Origin of the sequence: Knoellia sp. p5-6-4 (assembly GCF_029222705.1) — a bacterium.
Classification (GTDB): Bacteria; Actinomycetota; Actinomycetes; order Actinomycetales; family Dermatophilaceae; genus Pedococcus_A.
In genome coordinates this window covers 63777-84050 of sequence record NZ_JARGZF010000003.1, presented here as the reverse complement: position 1 = coordinate 84050, position 20274 = coordinate 63777, and the positions used below count along the sequence as shown (strand labels likewise).

General features: G+C 69.4%; 18 protein-coding genes and 1 tRNA gene. 3 read left to right on the top strand and 16 right to left on the bottom strand.

All coding sequences use genetic code 11. The annotated features are described in order from the left end of the window. The first annotated feature begins 138 nt into the window (after positions 1 to 138). Positions 139 to 1656, top strand: a complete 1518-nt coding sequence (locus P2F65_RS17680) for an MFS transporter (protein WP_345803718.1) — start codon at positions 139 to 141, stop codon at positions 1654 to 1656. Positions 1657 to 1663: 7 nt separating this feature from the next. Here the strand turns inward: P2F65_RS17680 and P2F65_RS17675 are convergent, their stop codons facing one another. The 15 genes from P2F65_RS17675 to P2F65_RS17605 form a co-directional block, all read right to left on the bottom strand. Beyond that, positions 1664 to 1789, bottom strand: a complete 126-nt coding sequence (locus P2F65_RS17675) for a hypothetical protein (protein WP_275810936.1) — start codon at positions 1787 to 1789, stop codon at positions 1664 to 1666. A 49-nt stretch (positions 1790 to 1838) separates the two neighbouring features. Beyond that, positions 1839 to 2303: a DUF6069 family protein gene (locus P2F65_RS17670; RefSeq protein ID WP_275810933.1), complete on the bottom strand. Its 465-nt coding sequence runs from the start codon at positions 2301 to 2303 to the stop codon at positions 1839 to 1841. Positions 2304 to 2508: 205 nt separating this feature from the next. Continuing rightward, positions 2509 to 3867 (bottom strand): dipeptidase, encoded by a 1359-nt coding sequence (locus tag P2F65_RS17665; protein ID WP_275810930.1) that lies wholly within the window; start codon positions 3865 to 3867, stop codon positions 2509 to 2511. Between the two features lie 3 nt (positions 3868 to 3870). Next, the gene (locus P2F65_RS17660) at positions 3871 to 4314 is read right to left on the bottom strand and encodes a hypothetical protein (RefSeq protein WP_275810927.1); all 444 of its coding nucleotides are present in this window, start codon (positions 4312 to 4314) and stop codon (positions 3871 to 3873) included. Next, positions 4311 to 5780: an APC family permease gene (locus P2F65_RS17655; RefSeq protein ID WP_275810924.1), complete on the bottom strand. Its 1470-nt coding sequence runs from the start codon at positions 5778 to 5780 to the stop codon at positions 4311 to 4313. The genes P2F65_RS17660 and P2F65_RS17655 overlap by 4 nt, the downstream gene beginning before the upstream one ends. 200 nt (positions 5781 to 5980) lie before the next feature. Beyond that, a complete protein-coding gene (locus tag P2F65_RS17650; RefSeq protein ID WP_275810921.1) occupies positions 5981 to 7117 on the bottom strand; it encodes an aminopeptidase P family protein in 1137 nt (378 codons plus the stop codon). Positions 7118 to 7558: 441 nt separating this feature from the next. Next, positions 7559 to 8944 (bottom strand): anaerobic sulfatase maturase, encoded by a 1386-nt coding sequence (locus tag P2F65_RS17645; protein ID WP_275810918.1) that lies wholly within the window; start codon positions 8942 to 8944, stop codon positions 7559 to 7561. Continuing rightward, on the bottom strand, positions 8941 to 10188 hold the full coding sequence (locus P2F65_RS17640; protein WP_275810914.1) for a cation:proton antiporter: 1248 nt from the start codon (positions 10186 to 10188) through the stop codon (positions 8941 to 8943). The genes P2F65_RS17645 and P2F65_RS17640 overlap by 4 nt, the downstream gene beginning before the upstream one ends. 250 nt (positions 10189 to 10438) lie before the next feature. After that, positions 10439 to 10897 (bottom strand): DUF6325 family protein, encoded by a 459-nt coding sequence (locus P2F65_RS17635; RefSeq protein ID WP_275810911.1) that lies wholly within the window; start codon positions 10895 to 10897, stop codon positions 10439 to 10441. A 57-nt stretch (positions 10898 to 10954) separates the two neighbouring features. Continuing rightward, positions 10955 to 13858, bottom strand: a complete 2904-nt coding sequence (locus P2F65_RS17630; protein WP_275810908.1) for an arylsulfatase — start codon at positions 13856 to 13858, stop codon at positions 10955 to 10957. Positions 13859 to 13921: 63 nt separating this feature from the next. Then, entirely contained in the window at positions 13922 to 14992 is a 1071-nt protein-coding gene (locus P2F65_RS17625; protein WP_275810905.1) for an AI-2E family transporter, read from the bottom strand. A 1329-nt stretch (positions 14993 to 16321) separates the two neighbouring features. Beyond that, positions 16322 to 16450: a hypothetical protein gene (locus P2F65_RS17620; protein WP_275810902.1), complete on the bottom strand. Its 129-nt coding sequence runs from the start codon at positions 16448 to 16450 to the stop codon at positions 16322 to 16324. Positions 16451 to 16788: 338 nt separating this feature from the next. Beyond that, positions 16789 to 16861: transfer RNA gene (locus P2F65_RS17615), tRNA-Ala, on the bottom strand. A 50-nt stretch (positions 16862 to 16911) separates the two neighbouring features. Continuing rightward, positions 16912 to 17640, bottom strand: coding sequence for a zf-HC2 domain-containing protein (locus P2F65_RS17610; RefSeq protein WP_275810899.1), 729 nt, complete (start codon positions 17638 to 17640; stop codon positions 16912 to 16914). Then, positions 17637 to 18149, bottom strand: coding sequence for a sigma-70 family RNA polymerase sigma factor (locus P2F65_RS17605; RefSeq protein ID WP_275810896.1), 513 nt, complete (start codon positions 18147 to 18149; stop codon positions 17637 to 17639). The genes P2F65_RS17610 and P2F65_RS17605 overlap by 4 nt, the downstream gene beginning before the upstream one ends. A 156-nt stretch (positions 18150 to 18305) precedes the next feature. On the opposite strand from P2F65_RS17605, the gene P2F65_RS17600 reads away from it, so the two are divergent. Then, a complete protein-coding gene (locus P2F65_RS17600; RefSeq protein ID WP_275810893.1) occupies positions 18306 to 18818 on the top strand; it encodes a hypothetical protein in 513 nt (170 codons plus the stop codon). Positions 18819 to 18820: 2 nt separating this feature from the next. Then, on the top strand, positions 18821 to 19261 hold the full coding sequence (locus tag P2F65_RS17595; protein WP_275810890.1) for a DUF2231 domain-containing protein: 441 nt from the start codon (positions 18821 to 18823) through the stop codon (positions 19259 to 19261). Positions 19262 to 19278: 17 nt separating this feature from the next. Here P2F65_RS17595 and P2F65_RS17590 read toward each other — a convergent pair whose 3' ends face one another. After that, complete coding sequence (locus tag P2F65_RS17590; protein WP_275810887.1) at positions 19279 to 20271, bottom strand: hypothetical protein; 993 nt, start codon at positions 20269 to 20271, stop codon at positions 19279 to 19281. Between the last annotated feature and the right edge of the window lie 3 nt (positions 20272 to 20274).

The following is a 20274-nucleotide window of genomic DNA, read 5'->3' as shown; positions in this document are numbered from 1 at the left end:
CAGCACCAATCCCAGCACCAGACGGGCTTCGCAGCGGTCACCCCCAGGGGATGAGGCCCCTTCCGGGGTGCCGTCCTAGCGTCGTGGGTGAGTCAGGTGGGCGCAGGCGTGGCGAAGGGAGAGCCTGGTGTCGGGGATGTGCTCGTCCGCAGGCCAGGGGGCGGGGACGTGACGGCGGCCGCTTCGTCGACGTCGACAGCTCGCGGGGTGCTCGCCGCGACGTGCCTGTCCACGCTCGTTGTCAACGCGAACACCTCTGCAGTGAGCATCCTGCTGCCGGCGATCAGCGAGGACACCGGCATGGACGTGACGACGCTGCAGTGGGCTGTCACCGGGTACTCGCTCGTCGGCGCGGCCGTCATCGTGACGTCGGGCTCGCTGGGTGATGTGTTCGGCCGCAGGAGAGTGTTCCAGGGCGGGCTACTGCTGTTCGTGCTGTCGTGTGTCTTCATCGCAATGTCGTCCTCGGGAGGTGCGGTGATCGCTGGCCGCGTCGTCCAGGGCGCTGCCGGGTCGACGATCCTCGCGTGCGGGCTGAGTCTGCTGTCGGTCGCGAACAGCGGCCAGGCGCAGCTCCGCGCGGTGTCGCTGTGGGGAGCCGCCGCGGCTGTCGGGGCAGCGGCAGGTCCGCTCATGGGTGGGGTGCTGGTCGAACTCGCCGGGTGGCAGGGACTGTTCTGGCTGGACGCGGGTATCGCGGTCGTCTGCATGCTGGTGACGGCGGCGACCGTCGCTGAGTCGAGCGACCCCACCCGGTCGCGCGCCATCGACTACGCGGGCTCAGTGCTCATTGCCATGACCCTCGCGCCGATCATCCTGGCACTGAGCAAGGGAGCGGACTGGGGCTGGTTCTCCGCCGCCACGATCATCTGCGTCCTCATCGGGGTCGTGTCGGGGTTCGCTTTCGTCGCCGTGGAGCGCCGGGTGGCCGTCCCGATGCTCGACCTGCACCTGATGCGCAACCGGATCCTCGTCGGTTCCACCATCGCCATCCTCATCGGCGCCGGCACGATCAACGGCCTGATGTACCTGGTCAGCCTGTACTTCCAGAATCCGAACGCCCTCGGGTTCTCCCCACTCCAGGCCGGCCTCGCCACATTGCCCGCTACCGCCGGCCTCGTGGCCGTCGCCCCTCTCGTGCCGCGCCTCGCGGCGAAGCTCGGCGGGCGCCAGGTGATCGCTGTCGGATTCCTCATCACCACGGTCGGATTCGCCGCGGTCGGATTCGTCAAGGCGGACTGGCGGTACGGCGCGTTCGTCCTGCCGCTCGCGGCGATCGCTGTCGGGATGGGCTTGTCGAACGGCCCCTCCTCGTCGGCGTCGACCGCGTGCGTGCCCGCCAACCAGGTCGGCTCGGCATCCGGTGTCTCCAACATGGCCCGGTATGTGGGCGCGGCCGTTGCTACCGCGCTGGCCGCGACGATCTACGGGGCGGTGATCTCCGACCGGACCGCCGCAGGCCAACCGGCCTCGGAGGCGCTGGCGTCCGGGCTGGCGGCCGCGTCGTGGGTCATGGCGGTGATCAGCTTCGTCGGCGTCCTCATGGCTGTCCTCATGGGCAGGCACCGCCAGCCACGCGGCACCGTCAATGACTCCGCGGCGGCAGCGGCGGCTCACATGCATACGTTGCCGACGACCGCCACACCGATCCACTAGCGCTGGATCAGCCAGGACCCCGACCCATGGTGTCCAGCCAGATGCGCACTCGCACAGAGCCCATCGTCTGGCGGGCGGCCTCGACCACCTCGCCGGGCGCTGGCACGTGGTGCTCGCTCTTCCGCTCAGTCATGAGTGCGCTCCCCAAGCGGGCTGGGGTGGTCACGCGCGGCCCGTCCGAGTCATCCCTGCCAGGATCCTTCGCGATCGAAGGCGGTCCTCGAGAGGACGGATGCGAGCAGCGATCCGATGGCCGTCCCGATGAGGAGGTTGATGACGGACGCGCAGACCTGGGCCGCAAGATCGTCGCCTCGGGTGAAAGGGAGGACGACGGCTGCGGCTGTCATCAGGCCCACGATCCAGGAGAAGAATGCACGCGGTGTGGGCGTGGTCAGGACGAGGACGTGGGCCAGCGCGGTCGCGCCGATTGCGAAGGTGGCCGCGGTGAGCGCGTAGTTCGCCACGAAGGTGTCGGTCACCTCGACAGCTGCTGCCGACTCGGCGACCTCGATGTCCAGCAGGGCGCGACTGACCAAGGTGCCCAGCCAGGCGATGAGTGCAGCTACGCCTGCGGTGGCCAGACCACCAGCCCACAGCCGTTTCCCGTCAACAACGGTCTTTCGTTGGCTCACCATGGCTTTGCCCACTCCCCGGAGAGCTGCGCGGACAGCGCCAGCAGCCTGACCCCACCGCCACGCGCCACCGCGTGTGAGTCGACGCCGCTCTCGACATGCGTCACGCCCTCACTACCGTTCGCGAACAAGACGTGGACTCTCCCCTTCGGATTCTCGCGGCCTGCCGAGTGTTGTCACCTGGGGGCCGGCTGCTGCCTTGTCCGCAGCCGGCCAGGATCTACTCGCGGGGGCCGGCGTAGCGTTGGAGGAAGAGCGCCTCGGTCAGCGCCATGGCGGCGATCTCGCGCGGGTCGACGCTCTCGTTGGGGGCGTGGATGAGAGCCTGCGGCTCCTCGGTCCCCATGAGGATGATCTCCGCACCGGGGTAGGTGTCGGCGAACACGTTGCACAGCGGGATCGAGCCGCCCTGTCCGAGAGTGGTCATCGGCACGCCGTAGGCCTCTTCCATCGCTGCCGCGATGGCCCGGTATGCCGGCCCGTCCACCGTCGCGCGGAACGGTGCGCCGGACGCCTCCAGCACCACGTCGGCGTGCACCCCCCACGGGGCGGCCGCCAACAGGTGGTCGCGCAGCGCCGCCTCGGCCTGCTCCGGCTCCATCCCGGGGGGGATCCGCAGGTTCAGGCGAGCGGCGGCGTGGGGGTTGATCGCCGAGGCGGAGCCGACCACCGGCGGGCAGTCGATGCCGAGGACGGTGACGGCCGGGCGCGACCAAAGCATGTCCGAGACGCTGCCGTCCCCCAGCAGCTCGACGCCCTCGAGGACGCCCGCGTCACCGGCGAACTGGGCAGGGTCGTACGGCGCACCTGACCAGGACTGGGTTGCGTCCAGCCCACGGATCGTGGTGTTGCCCTTCGCGTCTCGCAGCGAGGCCAGCATGGCGATGAGCGCGGCCAGGGCGTCGGGCGCGGCACCGCCGAACATCCCGGAGTGCAGCTCGGACCTCAGTGCCCGCACCGTCACCACGACGTTGACCATGCCGCGCAGGCTGACTGTCACGGCCGGACGGCCGACCGCGGCGTTGCCGGTGTCGCAGACCAGAATCGCGTCGGCGGCGAACAGCTCCGGCTGCTGCGGCACCAGCCCCTCCAGCCCACCGGTGCCCTGCTCCTCCGACCCCTCGACCACGAGCTTGAGGTTGACCGGAACGTCGCCCTCCAGGGCCCGCAGCGCGGTGAGGTGCATGAGGATGTTGGCCTTGCAGTCACAGGCTCCGCGCCCGTACCAACGGCCGTCCATCTCGGTCAGCTCGAACGGCGGCGTGCGCCAGGCCTGCTCGTCCAGCGGCGGCTGCACGTCGTAGTGCGCGTACAGCAGCACGGTGGGCGCACCGGGCGTGTCGCACGGCCGCGAACCAACAACAGCCTTGCTGCCGTCGGCCGTCTCGACCAGGCGGGCATCGGTGAACCCCTGTGCGGCGAACCGCTCACGCACCCACTGCGCGGCGTTGTCGCACTCCTGCTGCGGGTACTGCCGCGGGTCGGCCACCGACCGCATCGAGACCAGCTCCGCCAGCTCCGCGCGGGCCAGCGGCATGAGCTCGTCGACACGGTCCTTGAGGTCAGTGCGAACCGTCATGGCTCACCCCCCTGAGCTCTCGAGCTTGAGGCCGTCAACGAACTCCTGGAAGTCGGCGAGCTCGTCCGGGCAGTAGACCTTGATGACCAGCAGCTCACCCTGGACGGCTTTGCTGTTCGCGATGGTGGCTCGCACACCCGGCCCACCCGCACCGTTGGCCAGCCCCGCGAGGAGGGACGCCCTGGCCAGCGCGGAGTTGGGGTCCTGGCACACGAAGCCACCGTCGTCACCGAGGAGCCGCACGATGGCCTCCTGCGAGGGTGCCCTCGCGCCGGCGTTCTCGAGCTCGGTGATGAGCTGGGCAGCTTTCTCCTGCGCCTCCGCCGTCGACTTGGCGGAGCGGAAGGCGATCAGGCCGACCACCATCAGCAGCCCGAGCACCACGGCCAGGGCGATGTAGAGCGTGCGGCGCTCCTGGGTCGTCTGGGTCTCCTGCACGGTGCTCATGACTGCGTCACCTCCGCCCGGGGTTCCTCGGGCTGCTTCCAGGAGGGCTTGCGCATCCGGTAGAAGAGGAAGGGCACGAGCAGGCCGAGGCCAAGGGCACCGCCGGCCACGATGAGGACGTACACGCCACCATTGCCCTCCCCGAACTGCGACGGCGGGATGAACCCGACGAGCAGGGCGGCCAGGGAGGCGGCGAAGCCGACGCCGCACAGCGACACCAGGATGGGCGCCCGATAGCCGCGCGGGTGGTCGGGGTGGCTGCGCCGCAGCCGAACCGCCGCGACGAACATCAGCAGGTACATGATCAGGTAGACCTGCGTGGTGATGACCGAGAAGATCCAGTAGGCGCTCGAGACCGTTGGGATCAGCGCGTAGCCCAAGGCGATCACGGTCGTGATCGCTCCCTGCGTCACCAGGATGTTCTGCTGCACGCCGTTCTTGTTCAGCTTCTGCAGGAAGGGGGGCAGGTAGCCCTCCTGCCGCGAGATCAGCAACAGGCCCTTGGAGGGCCCGGCCAGCCAGGTGAGCATGCCGCCGAGCGAGGCGGCCACGAGCATGATGCCGATGATCGGGGTGAGCCACTGCCACCCGAACTCGGCGAAGACGGCCTCGAACGCCTGCATGATGCCGGCGGTCAGGGAGAGCTGCTCGGCCGGCACGAACCAGCTGATCGCCAGCGCCGGCAGGATGAAGATGAGCAGCACCAGGCCCATCGCCAGGAACATCGAGCGGGGGAACTCCCGGGACGGGTTCTTCAGCGACCCCACGTGCACCGCGTTCATCTCCATGCCCGAGTAGGACAGGAAGTTGTTCACGATGAGCACCAGGCTGGCCAGGCCCGCCCACTCGGGCAGCAGGTGGTCGGCGTCCATGGGGGCAGCCGACTCGTTCCCCTGCCCCAGGAAGACGAGGCCGAGGGTGACCAGCAGGACACCCGGGATGAGCGTGCCGATGATGAGTCCACCGCTGGCCAGGCCGGCAATGCCCTTGGTGCCACGGGAGGAGACCCACACCCCCGTCCAGTAGACGACCACGATGACGAGCGCCGTCCACACCCCGCTGCTCGCGAGGTCGGGGTTGATCACGTACGCGAGCGTGCTGGCCACGAACCCGAGCAGCGTGGGGTAGTAGAAGATCGTCATGGCGAACTGGCACCAGACGGCGAGGAAGCCCATCGGTTTGGAGATGCCCTCCGACACCCACTTGTAGACACCCCCCTCCCAGCCCGAGGCGAGCTCGGCGGAGACCAGCGAGGTCGGCAGGAGGAAGATGATGGCGGGCACGACGTAGAGGAACACCGCTGCCAGGCCGTAGACCGCCATGGTCGGTGCCGGGCGCAAGCTCGCCACAGAGCTGGTGGTCATCAGCGCCAGGGCCACCCAGGAGATGTATGCCGCGGCGGGTGCGCGGGTGCGCGCCCTCTCGACGGGCACGGATCCGCTGACCGGGACGTCAGCGGCACTCATGGTCGAGCACCCCTTGACGTGAGGGTCCGGGAAGAGATGCGGGAGTCAGTCGTCATCGCCATCAACCCCTGTCACGACACTGTGGAAGCGATCGCTTCCACGCTAGGAGCGACTCCACGGGTCGGACTCACCCGGCAGGGATGAGAACCGGCAGGTCAGAGCTCCGTCGTAGACAGCAGGCCGGTGGCGGGTACGCCAGTTCAGGAGACAACGGCGAGACCGTGGTCGGTGGCGTTGAGGCGCCGACCACCCTCCTCGGTCACCACGACGATGTCCTCGATCCGCACGCCGAACCGGCCGGAAAGGTAGATGCCCGGTTCGATCGAGAAGCACATCCCAGGCACCAACTCCTGGGTCTCCCCCTCCACCATGTAGGGCGGCTCGTGGGTCGTGACGCCGATGCCGTGCCCGGTGCGGTGGATGAAGTTCGGGCCGTAGCCCATCTCCGTGATGATCCGCCGCGCCACCCGGTCGATCTGCTGGCAGGTCACGCCGGGACGCACCGCCTCGAAGGACGCCTGTTGCGCGCGCCTCACCACGCCGTGTACCGCGACCAGCTCCGCCGACGGCTCCCCCACCGACACGGTCCGGGTGGTGTCCGAGCCGTAGCCGTGCATGAGGCCACCGAAATCAAGGACGACGGCGTCCCCCGTGCGGATCACCCGGTCACCAGCCTCGTGGTGCGGGTTGGCGCCGTTGGGCCCGGAACCCACCACGGTGAAGTCGACCTGCTCGTGCCCGAACCGCCGCAGCAGCTCGGCGAGGTCGGCCGCGACCTCCGTCTCGCGGCGGCCGGCAAACGCCATACGGAGGATCTCCCCGTAGGCCGCGTCAGCCGCCTGCCCGGCGGCTTCCAGCCGCGCCACCTCACTGCTGTCCTTGACCGCCCGCATCATGGGAAGGCACTCCGTCAGGGACCGGTATTTCGTGCCTGGCAGCTCGCCTTGGAGGCCCAGCAGGTGCAGGGCCCAGGCGGAATCCGAAATGCCGTACGTCCCAGCCGTGTCCAGGAGCCGGGCGGCCGCCTGGTAGGGGTCCGTGCCATCGGCCCAGTCCAACAGCGTCACAGCCTCCACGCCCTCAGCCGACTCCACGTCGGGACGCTCGAGCACTGGGACCAGTAACGCGGGTTGCTCGTCGACTCGGAGCACTAGCATCGTCAGCCGCTCAGTGATCGCGGTGGGCCGGTAACCGGTCAGCCACACCAGGTCAGGTCCGGGAGTCACCACCACCCCGGCCAGCCCGACAGTCGCCGCACTGTCGACCACCCGCTCCATCCGTTGCCGGTAGTCATCGCTGGTGAAGGCCCGCGGAACTGGGCTTTGAGCGGCGGTCATGGCTTGTCTCCCATCAGGCTCGTCTCCACGACGCTATGAACGACTCGTTCGGTGACACATCACCCTCTGGGGATGGTGAGGGAGGGTCTGGCCAACACCGGCACCCGAGCGTCGGGACTACTGCCTGCCATCCTGAAAGCCGCGGGCAGTTCCATACAAAGCACACCGGACTGGAGCGTCTCAACGATCGGGCCACGCCGGGGCACACGAAAGAAGGCGGAGCCGGAATGACCATGGAAGAACCCTGTCCGACTGGCGGCGGCGGTCGTGGCGGCGATCACCATCAGCCCGGCGCTGGAGGTCAGGCCGCCCGCGATCGGGCCCGCAAGGCTCGCGTACAGGCCGCACACCGGGTTCACCCCGATCAGCGCCGCAGAGGCCATGCCGTCGGGGGCGCTGCTGACTGCGCGCGGCAAACCCAGGGGGCGGCTTCTGCGGGTGTCAGCGGTCTGCTTGGGGTCTGTCATCGCCCACCGATCCGTGACACTTCTTCCACGTCCTGCCCGACCCACATGTGCAGGGCTCGTTGTGGCCACGGTCTGCGTCGTCGCGGGCGTACACGGCCATCAGCTCTGACGGGGCGCGGCCCTCCCGCAAGAGGTGGGCCATCGCCTCCATCGGCTCGCGGACATGGTGGAAGAAGGACAGGTATCCCGAGCACAGGTAGTGCTGACCGGACTCTCCGCTCGGAGCAGTCGCGAACCGGTCCTTGGGGCATCCCCCGTTGCAGGCGAAACGTACGTCGCAGTCGCGGCAGAACAGGGTCAGCGTGTCACGCTTGTCCTGCCCGAACTTCCGCTGCTGCGGCAGGTTGACCAGCTCGAGCATGGTCCGGTCGCCGATGTTGCCGAGCAGGTAGCCCGGCTCGACGAAGTGGTCGCACGAGTACAGGTCGCCGTTGTGTTCCAGTGCCAGCTGGGACCCGCAGGTCTCCGCGTGGACACACATGCCTCCGCCCTCGCCGTACCACGAGGCCAAGGCGGTGTCGAAGATCTGGACGTATACCGACCCAATGTCGCGGCGGACCCATTCCTCGAACACTTCGATCATGAACCGCCCGTACTGTTCGGGTGAGACTGAGCGGTGGGTCACCAAGGAGCCATCCTGGACGTACAGGGGTCGGCCGTGCACCCCACTCCCCCAGCCCGCGTCCGCGATCTGCAGAGTCTCCGGCGTCGCCCGTTCAATGATCGGGATGAACTGGATGAACGACGCGCCGAGCTCGTCGCGCAGGTAGCGGTAGACCTCGTCGCCGTGATCGCCGTTGCCGGCGTGGATCGTGGTCAGCACGTTCCACTCGACGCCGTGCTTCTTCAGCACGTCGAGCCCCTTCAGCACCCGCTGCGACGTGGGCTTGCCGCCCTTGTCGACCCGATACGTGTCGTGCATCGCGGGCGGTCCGTCGATCGAGATCCCGACCAGGAAGTCGTTCTCCTGTAAGAAGGCGCCCCACTCGTCGTTCAGCAGGGTTCCGTTGGTCTGCAGCGTGTTCAGGACCCGCTGACCCGGACGCTTGAACTGCTCCTGCAGTTCCATCGCCCGCCGGAAGAAGTCCAGACCCATCATGGTCGGTTCGCCGCCCTGCCAGGCCATCACGACCTCGGACGCGTCCGGATGGGCGTCCAGCATCTGCCGGATGTAGGCCTCCTGCAGGTCCTCGGCCATGCGGAACCTGCTGCCGGGATACAGCATCTCCTTGGACAGGAAGAAGCAGTACTCGCAGTCCAGGTTGCACACGGCACCCGTGGGCTTGACCATCACATGGAAGAGACGTCGTGCCGCGGGCATGGTGGGAGTCGGACCCGTGGTGGCCTCGTACTTCGTCATCGGCTCAACCGACGGCGCAGCGGGGTGACCTCGACAGGCCCACCGGGCTCAGGACCGGCAGCGGCTGCGAACTCGCCGTAGCGTCGTGCGAGCGGTGCCGCAGTGATTCCGTGCGCGACGACGCTGAGCAGGACGGTCGTGGCGAGTACGGTCACGGCTTCGTCGGCCTGGGTCCCGAGCGTTTCCAGGGCGATAAGCGCGAACACCAGCGAGGCCAGACCACGGGGGCCGAACCAGCCGATGAACAGGATCGTGGTGCGGTCCAGACCTGCACCGAGCGAGACGAGCGCGACGGGGAGCATGCGGACCACCGTGAGGCTCAGGACGGCGTAGATGATGCTCCTGCCGTCGATGCGGTCGAGCATGATCGGGACGGCGACAGCACCGAAGGCCATCCACACCAGCGACGCCAGCAGCATGCCCGTCTGCTCGAGGAACTCCAGCTCGACCGGAGCCCGGCGACCGGCGCACGCTCCGAACGCCAGACCCCCGCAGAAGGCTGCGACGAAGCCGTTGCCCTGCAACGCCAGGGCGCTTGCGTACGCCGCCAGCGCCAACGCCAGGACGGCGATGCCGGCGAACGACTCCGCGGCGGTCTCATGGCGACGGGCCGTCCGCAGTGCCAGGCCGCCCACACCGCCGACCGCGACGCCTACCGCCGCGCCGATGAGCAGCTCGACGGCGGCATGCCCCGCGCTCTCGGCGTGCTCCAGTCCCTCAGCGGCAGCGGCTCCGGCGATGGCGAGCATCACCACAGGGGTGGCGATGCCGTCGTTGAGGCCGCTCTCGACGGTGATGAGCTGCCGGATACGTGAGGGAATGACGGGGTTGCTCACGACCGGCACCCCGAGGGCGGCGTCGGTTGGGGCCAGTGCCGCCCCGACGAACAGGGCCAGCCACATGCCGAGCCCTGGGAAGAACAAGGCGGCCAACCCCCAGCCCAGCACGATGGTCAGCGGCAGGCCGATCGCCAGCAGGCGGAGGTAGCGGCCGGCATCGCGGCGCAGCTCCTGCACAGGCAACCGCGCGGCGTCGGAGAACAGCACCCACACCAGCGTGAGCTCGACCAGCGGTGTCACGGCCTCTGGTCCTGACGGGCCGTCGACCAAGCCCAGTCCGGCCAGAGCAAGGCCGACGACGACGAACGCGATCGGCGCCGTGACGTCGGCCCGCTCCAGGCGGTTTGAGATCAGCCCCCAGACGAACAACGCCGCGGTGACCACCACGATGGCCGTGACATCCACGGTGGCTCTCCTGTCTCGGTGGGCCCCGGGCAGGGTCTGTGCCGGTGCGTGAGGTGGGGCGAAGACAGCAGCCGCCTCTGTCGGCTGGGCCCTCTCGCTCGGGGATGGTCAGTCGCGGCCGAAACGGTCGCGGCGGTCGTCGCGGCGGTCTTCTCGTCGGTCAGATCGACGGTTGATGCCGTGCGCCACCACGACGGCACCTCCGACCGCGGCTACGGTCCTCCTCCTGCGCCTGGCTGCCATGGGCATGTCAGTCTCCTTCCTCGTCGGCCTCGGCGGCGTCGGCCTCGACGGCCGCGATCACCGCCTGGATCGGAATGCGCCCGCTGGCTGCCAGCTGGCCGCCAGCACGACGGACGGCGGAACCGAACGGGGCGGCCCACAGGTTCTCCCACACGAGAACGGCAGCCGCGCTTCCCGGCTCGATGGTCTCGACCAGGTCGTTGACGTCCTGCTCGCTCAGCAGCATCGCCAGCTCCGTCTCGTAGGCGCGCAGCTCACCGATCTCGCTGTCCTCCATGTCGGTGGCCTCGAGGACCTCGTACCCGCCTTCCCGGTCCCTTTTCAGGAAGATCAGGTCCAGGACGCGGATCAGCTCGCGGTCGACCAGGTCTTTGAGGATCGGGGCGATCTCGCCGGTGAACCTCGGCTCAGGGAACTCGACCACGATCCAGTCGACCGGGCCGAGCTCGTCGATGTTGATGCTCATGCATGACTCCTATCGTGCTGCTGGGTACGCCGTACCGGTTGGTTCCGGCGCGGAGGCTCAGCCGGCTGCCCCGTGGGCGAGTGCGGCCTGGGCGGTGGACTCGTGGAGGGAGAGGTCCTCGTCGTGGGCGTGGGGCGCCAGGTCGAAGACGACGTTTCGGACGGTTCCGGTGAAGGCGTAGGGCGCCCGGTCCTCGTAGTCGAGGTCGACGACGCCGCCGTTGTCTCGGGAGATGTCCATGCCTGCGTAGGTCGTGAAGATCAGCGAGACGGTGCGCGGGATGTCTCCCTCCCCGATCTGCTTGTCACCGGCCCACAGCGTGACGTGGCCGGATGTGCCCGGGGTCGGCTGGTCGGCCTCGAACAGCATCTTGAGGGTGATGTCGCCTGTGGGGATCGGCTCGGTGGAGGTCTGTCGGTAGGTGTCGATGCCGAGGTACTGGTAGGTGTGGTTCAGGAGCCGCTTCTGGTCGACCCACAGCGCGAACCCGCCGATGAAGTCGGCAAAGGCCACGAGCACGCCCTCGGCGCCCCCTTCGGGCACGTGCACGTCCGCCTCGATGGCGTACGAGCGACCGATGATCCGGGGGATCTGCGTGGTCTGGATGTTCTGGACGTCGCCTGCGAAGGTGAACCGGGTCTGGGTCGGCATCGGCGGCAGGATCCCGAAGAACACCGCGAACCCGCCGAGCAGCGGAAGGACGCGGTTGCGTTCGGCCTCGGCCCAGAAGAGCTCGACCAGCTCGGCGACCTTTTCGGGGTTGTCGGCAGCCAGGTCATGGGCCTGGGAGAAGTCGTCGGGCAGGTAGTACAGCTCCCAAGGATCCCGGCCGGGGTCCCAGCCGCTGCCGGGGCCGAACCTCGAAAGGGTGGCGGGGGAGAAGTCCCAAGGCAGCTTGTCGAGCTTGGTGCAGGCCCACCAGCCGTCCTTGTAGATCGCGCGGCTGCCGTACATCTCGAAGTACTGCACCGTGTGTTGCTCGGCGGCCTCGGGTGTGTCGAAGGTGTAGGCGAAGCTGGTGCCGTCCATCGGCTCCTGCTCGATTCCGTCGACGACGGTCGGCTCGGGTAGCCCGATGACCTCCAGGACCGTGGGAACGATGTCGATGCAGTGGGTGAACTGCGCCCGCAGGTGGCCACCGCCGGCGATCCTCTTCGGCCACGAGATGATCATCGGGTCACGCGTCCCACCGAGGTGGCTGGCCATCTGCTTGCCCCACTGGAACGGCGCGTTGTTCGCGTGGGCCCAGGCAGCCGCGAAGTGTGGGGCGGTGTGGAAGCCGCCGAGCTCCTCGAGGCCGCCGTACTTGTCGATCATCTTGAACTGTTCCTCGGCGTCGAGCACCACGCCATTGAAGAACGTGGTCTCGTTGAACGAGCCCGTTATGGTGCCCTCCATCGAAGCCCCGTTGTCGCCCCAGACGTAGATGACCAGAGTGTTTTCGAGCTCGCCCATCTCCTCGACCGCGTCGAGCATCCGGCCGACGTTCCAGTCGGCGTTCTCCGAGTAACCGGCGAACACCTCCATCTGGCGGGCGTACAGCTTGCGCTCCGCGTCACTCAGGCTGTCCCAGGCCGGGTACGCTGCGGGCCGCTCGGTGAGCTCGGTCCCGGGCGGGACGATGCCGAGCCTCTTCTGCCGTTCGAGGGTCTTCTCGCGGTACACGTCCCAGCCGTCGTCGAACTGGCCCTTGTACTTGTCCGCCCACTCCTTGGCCACGTGGTGGGGGGCATGGGTTGCACCGGTCGAGTAGTAGACGAACCATGGCTTCTCGGCGTCCTGGGCGCGGACCGCGTGCAGCCACTCGACCGCCTTGTCGGTGATGTCGTCCGGGAAGTAGTACGGCTTCCCGTCCGGACCCTCGGGAACACCGAGGGTCGAGTTGTCCTGGGTGATGATCGGGTCGTACTGACCCGCGGCTCCGGTCAGGAAGCCCCACCAGTGGTCGAAACCCCATCCTGTGGGCCAGTGGTCGAATGATCCTGCCGTGCCCATGTCATGCCCGGGGGTGATGTGCCACTTGCCGAACCCGCCGGTGACGTAGCCGTTCTCCTTGAGGATCCGAGGCAACGCGGCACAGGACCGCGGGCGGATACCGGTGTAGCCGGGGAACGGCGCGGGGAACTCCGCGATCCCACCCATGCCAACCCGGTGGTGGTTGCGCCCTGTCAGCATCGCGGCGCGCGTCGGGGAGCAGACCGCGGTCACATGGAACCGGTTGTAGGTGATGCCCTGCTGCTGGACGCGGGTGAGGTTCGGCGTCCGGATCCCTCCCCCGAAGGTGTCGGGTCCCCCGAAGCCGGCGTCATCGATGAGAACGACGAGGACGTTGGGCGCACCTTCGGGTGCCTTCGTCGGCGCCACGATGCTCCAGTCGCCCACGGACTCGTCGATCGTCCGACCGCCGACGCCGCTGAAGCCGCGGTCCGGTACAGGCAGGACGCTCCGGTCGGGGTTGAAGTTGCCCATCGCCTCCGCCAGCTTCGCCTTCAGCTCATCGATGCCGCGCTCGTCGCTCTCGACCACGGACTTCAGGGGTGAGCCCGGAAGAACCCGCTCGACGTCGAGCCGAGACTCGGCCGGGAACACGCCGATGATCGCCGCCGTGCCCGCCTTCAGCCCCGCACCCACCTGCTGTTGGATGGCCGCGGTGAGCTTGTGGCCGGCGAAGTGGCCGACCACCGCCCCGGCGGCGGCGCCCACCGCCGCCGCTCCGAGCATGGGCGGGGCGAACAGCCCCACCAGGACACCCGCTCCACCGCCCCAACCCGCACCACGACGGCCGAGGTGGTTGCCGGTGTCCATCAGTCGAGGCGTACCGTCGGCGTCCCTGCCGACGAGGATCATGCCCTGGCTCGACAGCTCCTTGGCTCGAATCTTGTCGGCAAGCGTCCGGAACTCAGCCTCGGCGACCTCGACATCGGGGTAAGCCGCCACGAGCAGCATCTGCGTATTGGTCATAGTCCGATTCCTCTCGTACACGGCCACCGAGCTGCGCGCCTGTGACCACTGGACCGCGGGACCTCAGAGGCCATCAGAGGCGAAAGGCCCACGCTCCATGAGGTTCTCGCCCCGTAGCTCGTGATAGGCGTTCACCGCAGCGGAGGTCAGCGGCGCGGCCAGAATCGCTCCCATCACTCCGAAGAGCAGCGTCGCCGTCGTCACGGTGAGCAGGACTGCGAGCGGGTGCAGGCGCAGGCGAGTCCCGAACGCGAAGGGCTCCACCACGTTCTGGATGGTGTTGTTGGCCAAAAGCACAATTGCCAACATCGCCACCGCGTCGCCGAGGCCGCCGGACCCATATGCGATCAGCACAGCGAATGCGCCGGAGACGAATGCACCGAGGTAGGGCACATAGCTGGTGACGAAGGAGACAAGCGCGATCGTTCCTGCAAGCGGAACGCCTAGCACAAGGGCCCCGATGGCAACGACCACAGCGTTCGCCGCACCGATCAAGGTCAGCCCGGCGGCGTATCCACGAAAGGCGTTCACTGTCCCGTCGAGGACGCTACGACCCAGCGCCGGAGGCAGCCCGAGGCGGCCGGCCGACCAACCGACGATCTGCTCCCAGTCCTTCAATAGGAACAGCAGCATGAACATCGCCAGAACCGACCCGACGACGAGGCTGCCCGCAGAGCTGAACAGGGACCCCAGGACCCCTGAGGTGAGCACGCGGACCACCTCATGGGCCGCGTCTACGAGGCCGCCTGAGGCTCCATCCGAAGACGCGGCCCCGTCGTCCACGTGCTTGAACGAGGCTTCCACCTGGGCCCAGATCTCGTCACTCTGGCTCGTGAGCCCGTTGATGACCACGGCGATCGTGACCACGATCATCGAGAGCGCAAGGATGAGGACAAATGTGGCTCCCAGCCACCGGGGCACGCGCCACCGTTCCAGACGATCAGCAAGTGGAACCAGGATGGCCGCCAGCACAGCAGCGATCGCCAGCGGGATGGCCACGTCCGCAACTAACGCGATCAGGACCAGCAGGAGGCTGAGAACTCCGGCGATGCCGAGCAACAGCCAAGCGCCGACGCCGGCGTTACGGAACCAGGCAGGGATATCCGCACCGGCCAGTCCCCGCTGCGCCCCCACGGGCGATCTATGGGTGGATGCACCCTCGACATCACTGGCCATCGGAGTGACCCAGTGAGGAAGTTGCCATGCCTCCCCCTCTCGCAGCAGGCCGCGACGGCAGCTGTGCACACCGCTGATCAACTCCACCGTGCGCAGGTCCTGCCGTCCTCGCGTCACCCGCTGCGGATGACCCTGGGCGAAGCGTTGGGTCCGGCAGCCCGCGGAGTCGCCGTCTCAGCCTTCGTCCGTCTTTGGGCCATACGGTTCGGGTCCTGGGTAGAGATCCGGTCAAGGGAACCGGGCAAATCGGACAAAGAGTGGACGAGGGGCACCCCGACTGTCACCGTCGAAATGTCGACAACGCAGACCTCGGCTGCCCGACAGGACCGCAACCTGTTGTGGTACAACGCAATTCGAGACGTGAACTCTGCGGAAGCTCGTCGTTGTGCGCGGTTGGTGGGGGTGGCTCCCTGCTCAACCGCACGATGACACCGACGGCTGGCTCAAGCTCATAGACCAGCGACCGAGGGGGACCAGGGCGCTGACGGCTCCCCCCAAGGTGGTGCGCCCACATACCGGGTGTTCCGTGCGGACCGGTCCCCCTCGTTCCGCACGGCACACCCTTGTGAGGGGGTTGCCATGTCGCCGACAACCCGCAACCACGCGGAGCATGCGCCGCCTCCCCTACGCTCCGGGGAAGACCGCCCGCTCGAGCTCGATCTCAACGAGATCGCCGAGCGCCAGCTCCTCGCCCGCATGCTGCCCAGGGACTACGACGACTGGTCGCAGGCCCTCTCACGGGTGGGGTTCTGCGCCAACCCCATTCGCCTGGTCGGGCGGTCAGAAGAGTTCGACACCACCACCGGGTCGCTCATCCGCTCATACGGCTCGGCGGACGAGAGGCTGGGCGTGACGTTCACCCGGTGCGGGAACCGCCGTACGGACAAGTGCGAGTCCTGCTCGCGCCTGTATGCCGCGGACACCCTCCAGCTGATCCGCCGGCATCGCCGGAGGCAAGACCGTCCCGGAGTCCGTGGCCGACAACCCGCTGGTCTTCGCCACCCTCACCGCCCCCTCCTTCGGACCCGTGCACGGGACCGGCCGAACGGCGGACGGTGCCGGCCCCGCCGCGACGCCGGCCACCGCTGCCCGCACGGACTCCCGACGCCCTGCATGACCGTGCACGGCGAGGACGACCCGAACGTGGGGCAGCCGCTCTGCGCGGGCTGCTACGACTACGCCTCGCAGGTGGTGTGGTAGTGGTGGGCGCCGGACTGGCGGCGTCGACCCGAGGGCGGGACGTGCAACGGTCCGTTCCCGGCTGCCGATGTGGCTGCAGGAACGCCGTCACTCGGTCTCGGCGAAGACCGACGTCTCCGACGCTGCGCTGGTGCGGCTGGTCCCCCACTCGCTGGCCGCGCTTTCGGTCAACGCCGTGACAGACCGCGAGGTGAGCCGGGCGCTCATCGCGCTCACCCAGAGTGGTCTGGCCGAGTCCTCGGTCCGCCGGTTCCGCGCGTCACTGTCGTCCTTCTTCGCCTGGGCGGTGCGAGAGCGGCTGATCCTGGCCAACCCCGTTGTGCTGACCCGCGTTCCCAAGGTCGGCGGAGCTGCGCGCCGTTCGGGTCCGCGACTTCGTGGAGGTCCCGATGCTGACGCTCGTGGTACCGCGGGCCGAGCCGGAGGGCGGCCTGGAGCGCCTCAACGCACGGGGACGCGCCGCGGGCACACGAAGAGAGGCGGGGTCCGAATGGCCAAGGAAGAACCCCGCCCGACCTGGCGCGTTTGCGCTGGTCAGACGGGGTTCCGTCGGGTGGAGCTGAGGGGATTCGAACCCCTGACCTTCTCATTGCGAACGAGACGCGCTACCAACTGCGCCACAGCCCCTCGATGCGGACGAAACTGTAACACCCGGCGCGAGCGGACAACCAACCGGCTCACGCACGCGCGGCGCGCATCACCGTCTGACCGGTGTCGACGCGGCGGATCTCCACGGCCGCGATCTCCTCAGGCGCCAGCGGCGTCCGCGCCGTGGGGCGCATGACCCGGTTCGGCCGGGCCGTCCAGGTCTTCTCCAGCTCGGCATTGCCCTCCCGGTCGACGACCCAGATGGCGTAGTCCGCCCAGGCCGCCTCGGGGTCGTACCCGGTGGGGCCGGTGGTCGCGTACTGGCACTCCACCCTCAGCTCGGTGCCGGTGCCCGAACGCGCGACGTCGAGGACCGCGGTCATGGTGGACGGGACCACAGCGGAGAAGGCCAGCCGCACCGGCCCCTGCGTCACGCTCGTCAGCGGCGGCCGGCCGGTCTCGGCCCCCATCGAGGACAGGGCATAGCCGCCGAGCCCCCCGACGACCAGAGCCGAGGCGGCCGCGACCGCCGGCACCAGCCAGGCCCTCCGCCGCGGCACCGACTCCCGCGAGAGCTCGGGCATCAACGAGGCCGGCGGCCGCACCGTCAGCGGTCCTTCGTCCGGGGCCCCCACGGTGAGCGCCTCGTGGGCGGGCACCTGGGCGAGCAGCCCCGGCATACCGGCGAGCTCGGCGACCGCCCCCCGGCACGACAGACACTGCGCGAGGTGCCCCTCGTACTCCTGCCGCTCGGCGGCGGACAGCGCTCCGAGGACGTAGGCGGCATCCCACTCGGCGTAGCGGTCACCTGGTCTCATGGCCGCGTCACTCCCCTCTCCTGCAGGGCCAGGCGCAGGCTGCGCAGCCCGTAGTGCAGACGCGACTTCACGGTGCCCGCCGGGATCCGCAGGGCCTCGGCGATCTGGGCCACGCTCCTGCCCTCGTAGTAGGCGGCGGCGATCACCTCACGGTGCTCGGCGGACAGGGCCCCGAGCGCGTCGGCGATCAGCCACCGGTCGAGCACCTCGCTCGTCCGGTCCGCCACCGACTGCTCCACGCCCTCGGCGCCGTCGACCTCGTGACGCACGGCCGCACTGCGCCACCGGTCGACCACGATGTGCCGGGTCACGGTGAACAGCCAGGCGCGCGCTGCGGCGTCGCTGCGATCGGCCAGGCCGGGGTCGCGCCAGGCCCGCAGCAGCGCCTCCTGCACGACGTCCTCGGCGACCTGGGGGTCATGCGTCAACCGCAGCGCGAAGCGCCAGAGCTCGGGCGCGTGCCGGTCGTGCAGGCCGCGCAGCGCCTCTTCCTTCCGGGTCGATCCCACGACCACCCTCTCCCGCACCGATCGTCTCGCCGGAGCACGATGCCGTAAAGGACGAAACAGCCCCCTCGCCGGTTCACCCACCGCCGAGGTGAACCGCGCACGCGGGTGCCTCGTCTCCACCACCAGGTCACCAGACTCACGAAAGGAAGATCCGAGATGGTCTCTCGAATCCTGGGCAGGGCGCCGGTGGCGGCGCTGGCCGCGGTGGCGCTGGCCGCGTTGGCCGGGTGCGGCTCGTCCGACGGCGGCTCCTCCACGACGGCCGGCTCCTCCGGAAACGCCGCCGCCGACCTTGCCGTCGCCGAGAGCGCCCTGGGGCGCATCGTCGTCGACGGGAAGAAGATGACGGCCTACTACTTCACCAAGGACACGCCGAACTCCGGCAAGAGCGCCTGCTCGGGACCCTGCCTGCAGGCGTGGCCGCCGATCACGACGACGTCGTCGAGCCCTGCCGTCAGCGGCGTGACCGGGCAGGTCGGCACGATCACCCTCGCCGACGGGTCGAGGCAGCTGACGGTGAACGGCCGGCCGCTCTACCTGTTCGCCAAGGACTCCAAGGCCGGCGACGTCCTCGGCCAGGGGGTCGGCGGTGTCTGGTACGTCGTGCGACCGGACGGGACCATGGTGACCGAGAAGCCCTCCAGCCGCCCGGCCACTCCCGCCTACTGATCATGGAGGTCAACGGGCTTCCCGCCCACGCACTCCTCGTGCACGTCGCGGTGGTGGTCCTGCCGCTCACGGCTGCGGCCGCCGTCGCCGTGAGCCTTTGGCCTGCGGCGCAGCGGAAGCTGACCTTCCTGGTCCCGCTCGCCGCCGTCGCGGGGCTGCTCGTGGTGCCGCTGACCACGGCGGCGGGCCTGGCCCTGGCCGAGGACCTCGGCAACCCGCCCTTCATCGCGCGCCACCGTGACCTCGGCCTGCAGGTGCTGCCGTGGGCTGCGGCGCTGGCGGTGACCACGAGCGCCCAGTGGCTCTACCTGCGCCGGCCACACCGTCGCGGCGCCACCGGGCGCTGGGTGCTCGCCGCCGCCGTCGTCGTCTCCTCGGCAGGGACTGCGGCGGTGGTCGCCCTGGCGGGCGAGGCCGGCGCGCGAGCGGTGTGGGGCCGGTGAGGCGTGGGGGGTGACCGTCAGGCGCCGGCGACGCGGCGCACGGGCTCGTCGTATGCCGGTTCGGCCAGCTCCGGGGGCACGCCCGAGGCCACCGGCGGAGCCGGCGTGCGCGACGCGACCGCTTTCATGGTGTAGGTCGGGCGCGGGACGGGCACCGGGTCCCAGGTGAGGGGGATGTCGTCCTCGTCGACCAGCGGCGTCGCCGGGGCGGCGTGAACGGCCGGCGCCTCGTCGGCCGCCTCGGCGGGGTCGACCGCGACGCTCGGGCGCTCAGCCGCCTCGATGTCGTAGAAGGACTCGCGCACCGGCGCGCCCGGCCCGTCGTCGGCGGACGACGGGGCCTGGCGCTCGGCCGCGGGGGCCGGGGCGGGTGCGTTCTCGCGCACGGAACTACGCGCTGCGGAAGACGACGCGGAGGACGAGCCGGTGCGGCGCGCGTCCCGGCCGGGACGCGCGGCGTCGGCGGCCCGGGCCTGGGGTCGACCAGTCGCCATCGGCCCCACGGCTGCGCGGCGGGCGGCCTGCTCGGCCCGCACCCCCTGACGCACCCACACGAGGGCACCGGCGAAGGCCCCCACCGGCACGAGGACCGCGACCCACGGCACGACACCGAAGGCGGCGAGACCGACCGCGACGAGGATGGCGGCAAGGGAGCCGAGCAGGGTCAGGCCGCGCGTCCTGCGAGTGAGCCGGGAGGCCGGGCGGGCGGTAGCCGCCGGCGCCGCTTTCGGAGCAGCGGCCGGGTCAACGGCCGGCGCCTGGCCGGCGCGCTTGACCAGGATCTCCGGACGGGCCGTGCGAGCCGGGCTCACGGCATACGAACGCGGTTGCGGGGCAGAGAGGTCGGCGACGGGCAGTGCCGAGCGGTGCTCGAGGACGCGCATCGACTCCGAGAACCGGTCGACGGAGCGGGCGGTGGCGAGGTGCTCGCGGCGGCGGACCCAGTGCTGGATGAAGTAGGCAGCCCAGATTGCAATGATGACAAGGAAGATCAGACTGCTCGGCTGCACGGG

Excerpts from the sequence above, each read along its gene's own strand:
- P2F65_RS17675 (WP_275810936.1), bottom strand. The coding sequence starts at position 1,789 with ATGACTGAGCGGAAGAGCGAGCACCACGTGCCAGCGCCCGGCGAGGTG.
- P2F65_RS17665 (WP_275810930.1), bottom strand. The coding sequence starts at position 3,867 with ATGACGGTTCGCACTGACCTCAAGGACCGTGTCGACGAGCTCATGCCG.
- P2F65_RS17660 (WP_275810927.1), bottom strand. The coding sequence starts at position 4,314 with ATGAGCACCGTGCAGGAGACCCAGACGACCCAGGAGCGCCGCACGCTC.
- P2F65_RS17655 (WP_275810924.1), bottom strand. The coding sequence starts at position 5,780 with ATGAGTGCCGCTGACGTCCCGGTCAGCGGATCCGTGCCCGTCGAGAGG.
- P2F65_RS17650 (WP_275810921.1), bottom strand. The coding sequence starts at position 7,117 with ATGACCGCCGCTCAAAGCCCAGTTCCGCGGGCCTTCACCAGCGATGAC.
- P2F65_RS17645 (WP_275810918.1), bottom strand. The coding sequence starts at position 8,944 with ATGACGAAGTACGAGGCCACCACGGGTCCGACTCCCACCATGCCCGCG.
- P2F65_RS17635 (WP_275810911.1), bottom strand. The coding sequence starts at position 10,897 with ATGAGCATCAACATCGACGAGCTCGGCCCGGTCGACTGGATCGTGGTC.
- P2F65_RS17630 (WP_275810908.1), bottom strand. The coding sequence starts at position 13,858 with ATGACCAATACGCAGATGCTGCTCGTGGCGGCTTACCCCGATGTCGAG.
- P2F65_RS17610 (WP_275810899.1), bottom strand. The coding sequence starts at position 17,640 with ATGAGACCAGGTGACCGCTACGCCGAGTGGGATGCCGCCTACGTCCTC.
- P2F65_RS17600 (WP_275810893.1), top strand. The coding sequence starts at position 18,306 with ATGGTCTCTCGAATCCTGGGCAGGGCGCCGGTGGCGGCGCTGGCCGCG.
- P2F65_RS17595 (WP_275810890.1), top strand. The coding sequence starts at position 18,821 with ATGGAGGTCAACGGGCTTCCCGCCCACGCACTCCTCGTGCACGTCGCG.